This is a genomic window from Methylobacterium sp. AC832 (assembly GCF_979256025.1).
Genome location: NZ_CEEDMV010000004.1, coordinates 477,325 through 489,091, shown reverse-complemented (window position 1 = coordinate 489,091; position 11,767 = coordinate 477,325). Strand labels below are relative to the sequence as shown.

13 protein-coding genes are annotated in these 11,767 nt (G+C 68.2%); 7 read left to right on the top strand and 6 right to left on the bottom strand.

Annotated elements, in window-relative coordinates; translation table 11 throughout:
* Positions 1–39 precede the first annotated feature (39 nt).
* The 4 genes from AC0IXR_RS16930 to AC0IXR_RS16915 all read left to right on the top strand — a co-directional run bounded on the left by AC0IXR_RS16930 (position 40) and on the right by AC0IXR_RS16915 (position 3,323).
* Positions 40–1,014, top strand: coding sequence for an aliphatic sulfonate ABC transporter substrate-binding protein (locus AC0IXR_RS16930; RefSeq protein ID WP_471761536.1), 975 nt, complete (start codon positions 40–42; stop codon positions 1,012–1,014).
* 156 nt (positions 1,015–1,170) lie between these two features.
* The gene (locus AC0IXR_RS16925) at positions 1,171–1,911 is read left to right on the top strand and encodes an ABC transporter permease (RefSeq protein WP_471761595.1); all 741 of its coding nucleotides are present in this window, start codon (positions 1,171–1,173) and stop codon (positions 1,909–1,911) included.
* Between the two features lie 37 nt (positions 1,912–1,948).
* Positions 1,949–2,722 carry an ABC transporter ATP-binding protein gene (locus tag AC0IXR_RS16920; protein ID WP_461221668.1) on the top strand — a complete coding sequence of 258 codons (774 nt, stop codon included), beginning with the start codon at positions 1,949–1,951 and terminating at the stop codon, positions 2,720–2,722.
* 91 nt (positions 2,723–2,813) lie between these two features.
* Complete coding sequence (locus AC0IXR_RS16915; RefSeq protein ID WP_471761535.1) at positions 2,814–3,323, top strand: OsmC family protein; 510 nt, start codon at positions 2,814–2,816, stop codon at positions 3,321–3,323.
* An 84-nt stretch (positions 3,324–3,407) separates the two neighbouring features.
* Here the strand turns inward: AC0IXR_RS16915 and gshB are convergent, their stop codons facing one another.
* Together gshB and AC0IXR_RS16905 are read right to left on the bottom strand one after the other, a co-directional pair.
* Positions 3,408–4,355, bottom strand: a complete 948-nt coding sequence (gene gshB, locus AC0IXR_RS16910; RefSeq protein WP_471761534.1) for a glutathione synthase — start codon at positions 4,353–4,355, stop codon at positions 3,408–3,410.
* 220 nt (positions 4,356–4,575) lie between these two features.
* Entirely contained in the window at positions 4,576–4,866 is a 291-nt protein-coding gene (locus AC0IXR_RS16905; RefSeq protein WP_471761533.1) for a hypothetical protein, read from the bottom strand.
* A 602-nt stretch (positions 4,867–5,468) separates the two neighbouring features.
* On the opposite strand from AC0IXR_RS16905, the gene AC0IXR_RS16900 reads away from it, so the two are divergent.
* On the top strand, positions 5,469–5,645 hold the full coding sequence (locus AC0IXR_RS16900) for a hypothetical protein (RefSeq protein WP_311276602.1): 177 nt from the start codon (positions 5,469–5,471) through the stop codon (positions 5,643–5,645).
* Between the two features lie 72 nt (positions 5,646–5,717).
* Positions 5,718–6,524: a hypothetical protein gene (locus tag AC0IXR_RS16895; protein WP_471761532.1), complete on the top strand. Its 807-nt coding sequence runs from the start codon at positions 5,718–5,720 to the stop codon at positions 6,522–6,524.
* Between the two features lie 38 nt (positions 6,525–6,562).
* Here AC0IXR_RS16895 and AC0IXR_RS16890 read toward each other — a convergent pair whose 3' ends face one another.
* From AC0IXR_RS16890 to AC0IXR_RS16880, 3 genes are read right to left on the bottom strand one after another with little or no spacing between them, the layout of a single operon-like run.
* Entirely contained in the window at positions 6,563–7,165 is a 603-nt protein-coding gene (locus AC0IXR_RS16890; protein ID WP_471761531.1) for a DUF1254 domain-containing protein, read from the bottom strand.
* Positions 7,162–7,845: a DUF1214 domain-containing protein gene (locus AC0IXR_RS16885; protein WP_056427092.1), complete on the bottom strand. Its 684-nt coding sequence runs from the start codon at positions 7,843–7,845 to the stop codon at positions 7,162–7,164. Before AC0IXR_RS16885 ends, AC0IXR_RS16890 begins: the two co-directional genes overlap by 4 nt.
* Before the next feature lie 37 nt (positions 7,846–7,882).
* Positions 7,883–10,111, bottom strand: coding sequence for a transglycosylase domain-containing protein (locus AC0IXR_RS16880; protein WP_056426948.1), 2,229 nt, complete (start codon positions 10,109–10,111; stop codon positions 7,883–7,885).
* Between the two features lie 312 nt (positions 10,112–10,423).
* Here AC0IXR_RS16880 and AC0IXR_RS16875 point away from each other — a divergent pair, with 312 nt between their 5' ends.
* On the top strand, positions 10,424–10,945 hold the full coding sequence (locus AC0IXR_RS16875; protein ID WP_471761530.1) for a YcgN family cysteine cluster protein: 522 nt from the start codon (positions 10,424–10,426) through the stop codon (positions 10,943–10,945).
* 16 nt (positions 10,946–10,961) lie between these two features.
* On the opposite strand, the gene AC0IXR_RS16870 is transcribed toward AC0IXR_RS16875, so the two are convergent.
* Positions 10,962–11,738 carry a creatininase family protein gene (locus AC0IXR_RS16870; protein WP_056426951.1) on the bottom strand — a complete coding sequence of 259 codons (777 nt, stop codon included), beginning with the start codon at positions 11,736–11,738 and terminating at the stop codon, positions 10,962–10,964.
* Between the last annotated feature and the right edge of the window lie 29 nt (positions 11,739–11,767).

Sequence of the window (11,767 nt, the reverse complement as noted above, 5' to 3'; positions counted from 1 at the left end):
ACCCCGCGCCGCTGCCGGGACCATGGAGACCATTGACCGATGACACTGTCTCGTCGCGCCATCCTGAGTGTCATCTGCGGCGCCGCGTCGCTTCTGCTGATGCCGCGCCACGGCGAGGCGGCGGAGGTCAAGGAGATCCGCCTCGATTGGGCAACCTACAACCCGGTGAGCCTGATCCTCAAGGACAAGGGTTTCCTGGAAGAGGCCCTGAAGGACAAGGGCATCAAGGTGCGATGGACCCAGTCGCTGGGCTCCAACAAGGCGCTGGAATTCCTCAATGGCGGCGCCATCGATTTCGGGTCCTCGGCGGGGGCCGCGGCTCTGCTCGCCCGGATCAACGGCAACCCGATCAAGGCGGTCTACGTCTTCTCGCGTCCGGAATGGACGGCACTGGTGACCCGCAAGGACAGCGGCATCACCAAGCCCGCCGACCTCAAGGGCAAGCGCATCGCGGTGACCCGCGGCACCGACCCGCATATCTTCCTCATCCGCGCGCTTCAGGGCGCCGGGCTGACCGAGAAGGACGCCAAGCTCGTCCTGCTTCAGCATGCCGACGGGCGCACCGCCCTCGACCGGGGCGACGTCGATGCCTGGGCCGGCCTCGACCCGATGATGGCGGCCTCCGAGATCGAGAACGACGACGTGCTGTTCCACCGCGATGCCGCCGCCAATACCTGGGGCGTGCTCGACGTGCGCGAGGATTTCGCCGCCGCGAACCCGGACCTCGTCCGCACCGTCATCGCCGCCTACGAGACCGCGCGCGACTACGCGATCAAAAATCCGGACACCCTGAAGAGCGCCCTCGTCACGGTGACGAAACTGCCGGAGACGGTGATCGCCCGCCAGATCGAGCGGACCGACCTCACCCGGCCCGCCATCGGCAAGGCTCAAGCGGAGTCGATCACCGCCGCCGGCATCGCCTTGCAGCAGGCCGGAGTGATCCCCGCCGGCACCGACGTGAAGGCGGCGGTGGACGGGCTGATCGATCCGCAATTCGCACCCGCCGCCCGCTGATCCGTGAACGAGTCCGCCGCGACCGAGCGCGCTGTAATCGAGCCCGCTGCGACTGCCTCCGTGGTGTCGGCCGCGCACGACGCGGCTGACGGGACGGCGTCGCCCAAGCCCCGGGGGGACACTTTCTGGCACCGGGGCGGCCGCCTCGCGCTCGGCCTGATCCTGCCCCTGGCCCTGGTTATCGGGTGGGAGTTCGCCGTCCGCACCGGCCTCGCCCAGGGGCGGCTGATGCCTCCGCCGAGCCGGATCGCGGCGACCCTCCACGACCTTGCCGCCTCGGGCGACCTGTGGATGCACGTCCAGGCGACGCTGGTGCGCGTCGCCCTCGGCTTCGCCTTCGGCGCCCTGGCCGGCATCGCGGCGGGCGCCTTGACCGGGGCGCTTCCCACAGCCCGCCATATCCTCGACCCGACGCTCCAGGCACTGCGTGCCGTGCCGTCCCTCGCCTGGGTGCCGCTCTTCATCCTCTGGCTCGGCATCCTCGAGACGCCGAAAGTGACGCTCATCGCCGTGGGGGTGTTCTTCCCGGTCTATATCGGGGTGGCGGGGGCCATCGCCTCCGTCGACCGCAAGCTCATCGAGGTCGGACGCATCTTCCGGCTGTCGAAGCTGCAGCTCGCCCGGCGTATCCTGCTTCCCGCCGTCCTGCCCGCGACCCTGACCGCCCTGCGCACCGGCCTCGGCCTCGGCTTCCTGTTCGTGGTCGCCGCCGAGCTGATGGGAGCCTCCGAAGGACTCGGCTACCTCCTCATCGACGGTCAACAATTCAGCAAGGCGGACCAGATCCTGGCGGCGATCATCTCCTTCGCCATCCTCGGCAAGCTCGCCGATACCGTCCTCGTCGCCGTGACCCGGCCTCTTACGCGCTGGCAGGACACGGCGCGGGAGACGTTGTAGGTCCCCTCACCGGATCGAAGAAGGCTGGCGCCCCGCGATGCTCACCCTCGATAGCCTGTCCAAGACCTATTCCGACGGCACGCGGGCGCTGGAGCGCATCGACCTCTCCGTGCCCCAGGGCGAGATCGTCGCGCTCATCGGCGGCTCGGGCTGCGGCAAGACCACCTTGCTGCGGCTCGTCGCGGGGCTCGACCGGGCGAGCGAGGGCCGCATCGTCCTCGACGGCGAGCGGATCGCGGAGCCGCATCCGGGCGTCGGGCTCGTTTTCCAGGAACCGCGCCTGCTGCCCTGGCTCGATGTCGCCGACAATGTCGGCTTCGGCCTCGGCCACCTGCCCCGGGCGGAGCGCAAGGCACGCGTCACCCATGCTCTGGACATGGTGGGTCTCGCCGAACATGCGGGCCGCTGGCCGCGGGAACTCTCGGGCGGGCAGCAGCAGCGCGTCTCCATCGCCCGCGCCTTCGTGGCGAACCCGCGCGTGCTCCTCCTCGACGAACCGTTCTCGGCGCTGGACGCCTTCACCCGCAAGGACCTGCACGGCCATCTCCTCGCCCTTTGGCAGGAAACGAAGCCGACGATCCTCATCGTCACCCACGATGTCGGGGAGGCAGTGGCGCTGGCCGACCGGGCTGTGGTGATGCGCCCCAAGCCCGGCCGCCTCGACGATGCCATCCCCCTCGCACTGGCCCGGCCGCGCGATCCCGCCTCGCCGCATAGCGAGGCAGCCACCCGCCGCATCCTCGCCGCCCTGGACCGCTCGCTGAAGCCGGCTCAAGCGGCGGCGCCTACCGAGGCGGCGCAATGGTGGTGAGCCCTTCCCTGGCGTCCGGGCGCATCCCAGGTTAGACGCCGAGGCAAAGACCAAGACGACAATCGCACCAAGACGATCGAGGAAACACCCGATGGACGCCACCACCCTGCGCTCGCTCCAGGCCCCTCTCAAGGACCAGTACCGCAATACGCCGGAATCGGCCGTCATCACCCTGAAGGCCAAGGGCACCCTCGACGACACCTCCATCGCCTGTAAGGTTGAGACCGGGCGGGCGCTTGCGGTCGCCGGCCTTCACCCGGCCACCGGCGGGTCCGGCCTCGAACTCTGCTCGGGCGACATGCTGCTCGAGGCGCTGGTCGCATGCGCCGGGGTCACGATCAAAGCGGTGGCGACCGCCCTCGAGATCGATCTGCGCGCCGGCACGGTGAGCGCCGAGGGCGACCTCGACTTCCGTGGCACGCTGGGTGTCGACAAGGAAGCGCCGGTGGGCTTTCGCGCGATCCGCCTGAACTTCGCCCTCGACACCGATGCGCCGCAGGAGAAGCTCGACCAGCTCCTCAAGCTGACGGAGCGCTATTGCGTGGTCTTCCAGACCCTGAACCACAAGCCCGAACTCGCGGTCCACGCGTCGAAAGACTGATCGGCGAAGGCGAAGGCGTCCCGGTTGGCGCCTTCGGCCCTCTCGCCGGAAAAGGGGAGCGTGGCCTGGCCCTGAAAGATGCGCTCAGGCTGCCGCGATTTGCCCTTCGATCGCATCCCAGACCGAGACCGCCAGATCCGGTCCCCCGAGCCGCTTGATGGCGCGGATGCCCGTGGGAGAGGTGACGTTGATCTCGGTGAGGTTGCCGTCGATCACGTCGATGCCGACGAGGATGAGGCCGCGCCGGCGAAGCTCCGGTCCGATCGTGGCGCAGATTTCCCGCTCGCGCTCGGTGAGGTCGGAGGCCGCCGCCGCCCCGCCGCGCACCATGTTGGAGCGGATGTCGTTAAGCGCCGGGACACGGTTGATCGCGCCCATCGGCTCGCCGTCCACCAGGATGATGCGCTTGTCGCCCTCGGTGATCTTGGGAAGGAAACGCTGGACCACCCAGGGCTCGCGGAACGTCACCGAGAACAGGTCGAACATCGAACCGAAATTGGCGTCCTCCGGCAGCACCCGGAACACCGCCGCGCCGCCATGGCCGTGCAGGGGCTTCATGACGATGGCGCCGTGCTCGGCGCGGAACGCCTCGATCTCCGCCTTGTCGCGGGTGATCAGGGTCGGCGGCATGAGCTGCGGGAAATCGAGGACGAACAACTTCTCGGGCGCGTTGCGCACCTCGGCCGGGTTGTTCACCACCAGGGTCCGAGGATGGATCCGCTCCAGCATATGGGTCGCGGTGATGTAGGCCATGTCGAAAGGCGGATCCTGGCGCATCAGCACCACGTCGACCTCGGCCAAGTCGACACGCTCCACGGCACCGAGGGTCGCGTGAGCGCCCTCCACATCCTGGACCCGGAGGGGCTCGACCCGCGCGGTCACCACCTGCCCCTGAATGGAGAGGCGGTCCGGCGTGTAGAACAGAAGGTCGTGGCCTCGCGCCTGCGCTTCGAGGAGCAGGGCGAAGGTGGTGTCACCGGCGATCCTGATCGCCTGGATCGGGTCCATCTGAACCGCGACGGTCAGAGCCATGGCGCACGAGCCTCATTCACGTTCGAGCATCGGCGAAGGCTCGGGGACCCGCCCGTCCCCAGTCTTCATCGGACGCAGCAGGCCTAGTCGACGGCCCGGCTCGCGTCGACAGACTTCTTACCGGGACGCGTCGCCGAGGGGTGACTTTCCCCTGTCGGCGAGACCTGTCTCCGTGGTCCCGCCTAAGCGGGACCTATCCTCTCAGCGGGACTTAATCCTCTCAGCGGGACTTGCCGCCGGTGCGACGGTCGTAGTCGCCGATGGCGTTGCGGCATTCGGGAGAGAGACGAGGGCGATTGCGCTCCATGCACTTCTCGGCCTCGTTGCTGTTGGGATCGACCCCGGCACAGAGGCGGAAGTAGTCGTTGGCGCAGCCGAGCTGCAGGCCCTGATCTTCACGCTGGGCCTGGGCTGGGCCGGCCGCAAGGAGAAGGAGCGCGAAGGGAGCGGCTTTCAGAGCCACGTACAGGCCCTTCGAGAGGCTGGAGGATCGTGTGGTCGCCACGCGCATTCTGCGTTGTCCTTCGCTCGGATCGGATTGAGGCGGCATATCTGCCGCTGCCATGGGTTAGCAAGCGCGCGGGATGCCGTCCTTGTTCCGGCCAAGGCTCATCGGACACGGGGGCAGACGGTGAGCGTGTCGTGCCGGTCACACTTTTTGCTCGATGCACCGCGAGACGGGTCATAAAAATGGCCCCGCTCACAGGTGGAGCGGGGCCGAGTACAAGGGAGGAAACGCCCGCCATGGGCAGCGAAGAGCGAAGCAAGGAGCAAGCCAGGGCTCGTTTCCGCCTCCTATTCGGAGGGCCCCGTCGCTGCGGCGAAATTGCCACGCGACCGCGTTCCCCATGGCAGCCGTCCCGCGCCACCCCTCGAATTGAAGAAGCGCAGAAACCTTTCATTAACTACCCCGTGATGATCTCCGCTCTGCATCACGATGGATTGAGAGTTCGACGGGGCCAGGCCCCGACGGGATTCGAGTGGACGCTTCCGACAGGTTCGGGTGGTGCGGATCGAGGATCGATGGGATCGCCAGCGATGACGCCTGACCGCAAGTCCCAGAAAGCCGACCCACATACCGGAGAGCCTTCGGGCGACCGGGGGGATCGTTCGATGACGCGCCCGACCGCGAGCGTCGTTCCGTTCCGCCAGAGCGCCGTTCGCCGCTTCCGCAGGGAAGACGAAAGCGCAGACGGCATGGCGGGAGAGATCCTGCTGTTCACCGGCGTCCGCTACGAGCGCATGCCCGACCCGGCATTGCCCGCCCCCCGCCAGCGCCGACGCTCCTGACGCCCCACGCCTCTTGAGACCCCGCCTCCGGTCACCGCGAGCCGAGCAGCACCGTCACTCCGAGGAAGCGCGATGCCGGCGTCCCATTCCGTCAGCTCCACCCGACGCCCGGTCCGGACCACAACCGCCGCCGCGCTTCTGCTGTTGGGAGGCTGCGCTCAGAAGGGTGATTTCGGCCGTCCGGCCCCGAGCGCGTGGAACAGCCTCGTTGCATCCACCGGCACCGTGGCCGCGCATTACCGCAACGAGCCGGCCTCGTATTTCCCGCTCACGGATGACGAGCGCACCCTGCGTGACCGGGCCTGGCGCTTCCTGATGCCGGCAGCCGAGAACGAGGCCTTCACCGACGCCCTAGCCAATCTCACCCGCACCCGCGTGCTGCCGCCGAGTTGGCGGAACGATGACGTCGCCAGCTATCACGCGGCCCTGGTCGCGGAGCCCTTCCGCTCGCCCGTTTCGCGCTATCGTCGCCTGTCGGACGACATCACGGCGGATGGGCGCCTGATCCCACTTTTCGTGGCTACGGCCGCGCGGGTGGCGAATGCCGATACCCTGCGCCTGCGCAGCCTGCCCTTCGTGAAGAGCCTGGACGACGAGAGCATTCGGCAGGCCGCCATGCGGGTCGCCGAGAACCGTTGCCTCGTGGCCTGGGTCCGGCTGGAGACGGGGGTTCGCGCGGAACGTTACCGCTACGCCCTGCAGCACCTCCTCGTGGAGGTCCCTTCGGTCGAAGCCGTCTCGGTCGAGCGCAGCCTCGCCGGCCTCGACGGACGCCGGGTGATGCTCGACCCGCTGCTTCCGGCGGAGGCGGAGGCCCGCTGCGGATTGGTGGAAGCGCCCGTTCCCCAGGCCGCCCTCCCCATCGTCGCGAAGTACTGAATCAGGGCTGCCCGTCCGGAGAGGATGGGGGCCGGCCCTCAGCCCCCGGATTTCGCAGCGTCCTCGGTCGGGCTGTCGATGGTGCAGGAAACGGCCTGGACCGCCTCGTTCGCCCCCTGCCGCTGGCTCGGAAGGGCCGCGACCACGCGCACCACCACGAAGCCCTCCCGCTCGGTGGCGACGATCCGCACGTCGCGGCTCACATCGTTCTCGTCCTCGTTGGCCAAGGCTTCGTCGTATTGGGCGCGGGTGAGGATCACGAGATCGAGGGCGCCGCGCACCGCCGCCTGGTCGGTGACGGCGTAGAAGGCCCCCCGCCGGCCATGAACGGCCAGGGACAGCATCAGCGCGCCGGTCCGTGCCGAGACCCGCATCGGACCCTCGGCGAGGTTGTAGGCGCAGATCCCCACGGCGACGGAGGGATCGGGAATGGGCAACCACGCCTCGGCTGGAGCCGGGTTGATGCCGGTGGCCAGAGTGTAGACCGGCATCGCGTGATCGAGCGTCTCGCTGGTGCGTGCCTTCGTCAGCGCGTCGGATTCCGACAGGCTCGGGATCGCCAGCACGACGACGATATGCACCAGCCCGGCCAGGACGAGGCCGGCGAGGGTCGCGAGAAGGAAACGGCCGGTCGGGTTCATTCCGCGCATTCCGTGCGGGAGATCGTGGGAACCGCGGATCGCTCCACCGTGCCGGCGCTGGCCGCCACCGGCGTATCGTAGAGGCGGAGCGCCAGCCGCACCGGGCCGGCAGCGCGCGGCATGGGCAGCCAGTTGCCGGGCTGGACGTCCGGGGCGAGGACGATGGAAAAGCGCCCGTCCACGTCGCGCAGCACCTCTGTGGAGGTGAAGCCTTCGCGCATCACAGGCCGGTCGGGGTCACGCTTGCCGCGCCCGGCGACGGTGATGGTCCAGGCCCGTGCAGGAGGCGTCGCGCCGGCGATCCGGTAGGTGCAGGCCGCATTGAGGGCGCGGCCCTCGTCGTCCTGGGAGGCGGTGAGAAGCAGGCCTTCCCCCACCGCCAGGGGAATCTCACCGCGCCGGGCATTCACCGCGCGGGCATACGGATCGGCGCCGAGCGAGCCCGTGCGCGGCCAAGCGATCCAGCTCCCCACCGAAACGCCGCCGAACGGATAGCCGCCCCGCGTGGCATAATCCGCCGTCGCCAACCCTAAGCCCGCGCCGAGGGCGAGCGTATAGAAGACGAGCCCGACGCGGGACGTCCGGCGCAGGACGGCCCGAAAGGCGCGGCTTCCCCGGCCGGCGACGCCCGCGATGCCTGGCATCGCGCCGGACCGGGCAGGGTGATCTGTGGTGCTCATGCGGCGGCTGACATCCTGGGGCCGTTGGACACCGTCGCTACGGGATGCCAATGCGGCCGCCGACCGGGCGGGCGCCATCGGCGACGGCGCCCGTGGTCTCCCCAGCGGCGGCGCGGGCGCCGGCGGGCGTACCCGCCTCCACGGTGCGGAACAGTCCGTTCATGCTGCCGATGACCTCGAACGAGCGCCGCGAGAGCTTGCCGGCCGCACTGGCGGCCGCGTTGGGTGGTGAGGACGACCCGGCCTGCGCGATCGGACGGGTGTTCTCCTTGAGGCCCGGCATCGCCTTCAACTCGATTCCCTGGTGAGCCGTTTCCATCACGTCGTGCCAGGCCATGGCGGGCAGCGAGCCACCGGTCATCTTGTTGGTGGAGGTGGAATCGTCGTTTCCGAACCAGACGGCGCCCACGTAATTGCCGGTATAGGCCACGAACCAGGCATCCTTGTAGGCGTTGGTCGTCCCGGATTTACCCGCGACCTTGATGCCGTCGAGCTGCGCGCGACGGCCGGTCCCCTCCTCCACCACCTTGTTCAACATGAAGTTCATGTCGGCCACCACCTGGGGGGAGAGGATCTGCTCGGGCTTCTCGTCGGCATGGCGGTAGATCACCTCGCCGGAGGAGTTCTTCACCTCCATGGCCGCGTAGGGCTTGGCCTTGCGGCCGCCATTGGCGAACACCGCATAGGCTGCCGCCTGATCGATGACGTTCACCTCCGCCGAGCCGATGGGAAGCGAGACGGAATCGGTGAGCGGGGTGGTGATGCCCATGCGATGGGCCATTTCGATGATCTTGGCGCGTCCGGCCTTGGCAGCGGGGAAGTCGCCCTTGATGCCGATGGCCTTGCCGAGTGCGACCGAGATCTGGATCGGGATCGTGTTGATGGATTTCGCCACCGCCACGGTGAGGTTGGTGGCGCCGGAGAACGAGCGGCCGTAATTCTGCGGGCACCAATTGCCGAGGCAGATCGGCCGGTCGACGACCCGGGTGTCCGGCCTGTAGAGGCCGGCGGCGAGACCCGCCGCATAGACGTAGGGTTTGAACGACGAGCCCGGTTGGCGCAGGGAATCGGTGGCCCGGTTGAACTGGCTCTCGCCGTAATCGGCCCCGCCGACCATGGCGCGCAGCGCCCCGTCCGGATCGAGGATGACCATGGCAGCCTCGTCCACGTCGTACTGGTCGCCGTACTGACGCAGGATGTTCTCCACCGCCTGGTCGGCACGTTTCTGGATACCGATGTCGAGGGGCGTCTTCACGATCAGCACGCGATCGCCGCGCAGCTTGCCGGCATCCGCCATGCCCTTGATCTCGCCGAAGGCCCAGTCGAGGTAGTAATCGGCGGTGATGTCGCGGGTGCGGGTCACCGGCGTCGCCGGGTTGCGCAATGCCGTCTGGATCTGACCTTCGGTGACGAAGCCAGCTTCCACCATGTTGTGGAGCACGTCCACCGCGCGGGCGCGGGCCGCCGGCAGATTGACGTGCGGCGCGTATTTTGTCGGCGCCTTGAACAGGCCGGCCAGCATCGCGGCCTCGGCGAGGCTCACGTCCTTCAGGGGCTTGCCGAAATAATAATCGGCCGCCGCAACCGCGCCGAAGGTGCCGCCGCCCATATAGGCGCGGTCGAGATAGAGCTTGAGAATGTCGTTCTTGCTGAGATGGCTCTCGAGCCACAGCGCCAGGAACGCCTCGTTCACCTTGCGCTCCAGGGAGCGCTCATTGGTGAGGAACAGGTTCTTGGCGAGCTGCTGGGTGATGGAGGAGCCGCCCTGCGTGTTGCCGCCGCCGCGCGAGTTCGACACGAGGGCGCGCGCCGTGCCGATCGGGTCGATCCCCCAATGCTCGTAGAAGCGCCGGTCCTCGGTGGAGACCAGCGCCTTGATCATGCTGTCGGGAAAGTCGTCGAGCTTCAGCGAATCGTCGTGCTTGATCCCGCGCCGCCCCACCTCGACGCCGTAGCGGTCGAGGAAGGTGACGGCGAGATCCTGCTGCTTCAGCCAGTTCTCGCTGGTGAGGTTGAAGGCGGGTTGCGCGAGGGCCAGCATCAGAACGGCGCCACCGGTCCCGAGCGTCACCGCTTCGCTGGTGAGATCGAGGGCGACACGCTTCCAGCCGCGCACCGAGAAGATCTGCATGCGTTCCTGGAAACGCTCGTAGGTCTCGGCGGTGGAGCGGCCGCTGTCGTACAGGCTCGCATTCACCCAGGCATCGAAGCCGAGGGCGGCGTGTTTCAGGCGCGTCAGAAGCGAGGTGGCTTTGGGCAGGCGCACGACGTGATCTCTGTCCCTCAACGCACGGCCGGCACCGCTCACCGATGCCGCAGGTCAAGCACTACCAAGCTCCGCGCGTCTTCGCGAGGCCCAGCAATCCACACCACCCGCCCTTCGGCAGGGGAAGAACGCGGACGGCCCGCACCATAATGCGTCGGAAAGCGAAAACGTCGCGACGTCGGCGAGAATAACCCTTCGTCAACCTTGATCCGGGAATGGGGCGCGGAGGTGGCGCGGCTTGCCGATCAGGCCCACATGCGTCAAGGAGCCTGCGCGCTCCGCCCTCCGTTTCGAACCCCGAAGGTGCTCCCGATGAGGGACCGCACATCCCCCCTCCTTGCCCCGGACCCAATGGCGCCCGAGCCATCGAAGCCGTTCTGGCGGGAGAAGACCCTCGACGAAATGTCGTCGTCCGAGTGGGAAAGCCTGTGCGACGGCTGCGGCCGGTGCTGCCTGCTGAAGCTCGAGGATGACGATACCGGCGAGGTCTACCATACCGATGTCGGCTGCACCCTACTCGACGGGCTCGCCTGCAACTGTCGCGATTACGTCAACCGCCAGAGACGGGTGCCCGATTGCGTCCGCCTGACGCCGGAGGCGGTCCGCACCATCCCGTGGCTGCCACGGACCTGCGCCTATCGCCTCGTGCGCGACGGCCAGGATCTCTATCCGTGGCATCCCCTCGTCTCAGGCCGTCAGGCCAGCGTCCACGAAGCCGGCATCTCGGTGCGCGGCCGGATCTCGGGCAACGAAGAGGAGTTCACCACCGACGAACTCCTCGACCAGATCGTCACCTGGCCCGGCCGCACCCCGGAGACCGAGGACGAGGATTAGGCGCCGCGAAGGCGCCTCACGGATCGAGACGGAAGCGATCCACGTCGCGCAGGAGATCGAGGAAGGCTCGCGCACCGTGATCGAGGGCCGCGAGGCCGGCTTCGCGCGTGCCGAGAGTCGCGTTGCCGATGGCACCCGAAGGATGGAGGTCCTGCGACTTCCAGGCGAAGGCGGCTGGGCGGCCGGCGCGCAGGTGAGTGAAGTCGCGCTCCATCGCGACTGAGCGAGGCTCGAAATCGGCTATGGCCTGCCGACGCACCGCATCGGGTTTCAGCGCCAGCATCAGCGCCGTCTCGACGGCGCCGGCATGGATGCCATGCCTGATTTCGTCTTCGGGAAAGAGGCCCGGCGGGTAGCCGAAACGGCTCCAGGCCGTGGTGACGGCGAGCATGCCGAGACTGCGCAGGTCGCTCGCCACGAGGTCGATGAGGCCACTATTGCCACCATGGGAGGTGACGATGACGAGCTTGCCGCATCCGGCGCGATGAAGGCTGCGGCCGATCTCGCCCCAGGCCCGCAGGGCCGTCTCGGCCGTGAGGGTCAGCGTGCCGGGAAACGCGTCGTGCTCGTCCGATTTGCCGATGCTCTGGACCGGCAGGACCAGGATGTCGAGGTCGCTCGCATCGAGTTCGGCCAGCTTGGCGAGATAGCCTTCGGCGATGGTGACATCGGTGGACAGCGGCAGATGCGGGCCATGCTGCTCCACTGCCGCCACGGGGAGGATGGCGATGGAGTGGCCGATGGCGGATTCGATCTCGCCGGTCGTGAGATCGAACCAGTTCCGCACCGCCATGGTCGTCGTGTCCCTCGCGACCCCGCGCC

Bases quoted from the DNA above. Each gene is read 5' to 3' on its own strand.
- AC0IXR_RS16915 (WP_471761535.1), top strand. From the start codon at position 2,814: ATGGACGCCACCACCCTGCGCTCGCTCCAGGCCCCTCTCAAGGACCAG.
- AC0IXR_RS16870 (WP_056426951.1), bottom strand. From the start codon at position 11,738: ATGGCGGTGCGGAACTGGTTCGATCTCACGACCGGCGAGATCGAATCC.
- AC0IXR_RS16900 (WP_311276602.1), top strand. From the start codon at position 5,469: ATGACGCGCCCGACCGCGAGCGTCGTTCCGTTCCGCCAGAGCGCCGTT.
- AC0IXR_RS16920 (WP_461221668.1), top strand. From the start codon at position 1,949: ATGCTCACCCTCGATAGCCTGTCCAAGACCTATTCCGACGGCACGCGG.
- AC0IXR_RS16930 (WP_471761536.1), top strand. From the start codon at position 40: ATGACACTGTCTCGTCGCGCCATCCTGAGTGTCATCTGCGGCGCCGCG.
- AC0IXR_RS16885 (WP_056427092.1), bottom strand. From the start codon at position 7,845: ATGAGCACCACAGATCACCCTGCCCGGTCCGGCGCGATGCCAGGCATC.
- AC0IXR_RS16875 (WP_471761530.1), top strand. From the start codon at position 10,424: ATGAGGGACCGCACATCCCCCCTCCTTGCCCCGGACCCAATGGCGCCC.
- AC0IXR_RS16890 (WP_471761531.1), bottom strand. From the start codon at position 7,165: ATGAACCCGACCGGCCGTTTCCTTCTCGCGACCCTCGCCGGCCTCGTC.
- gshB (WP_471761534.1), bottom strand. From the start codon at position 4,355: ATGGCTCTGACCGTCGCGGTTCAGATGGACCCGATCCAGGCGATCAGG.
- AC0IXR_RS16905 (WP_471761533.1), bottom strand. From the start codon at position 4,866: ATGCGCGTGGCGACCACACGATCCTCCAGCCTCTCGAAGGGCCTGTAC.
- AC0IXR_RS16895 (WP_471761532.1), top strand. From the start codon at position 5,718: ATGCCGGCGTCCCATTCCGTCAGCTCCACCCGACGCCCGGTCCGGACC.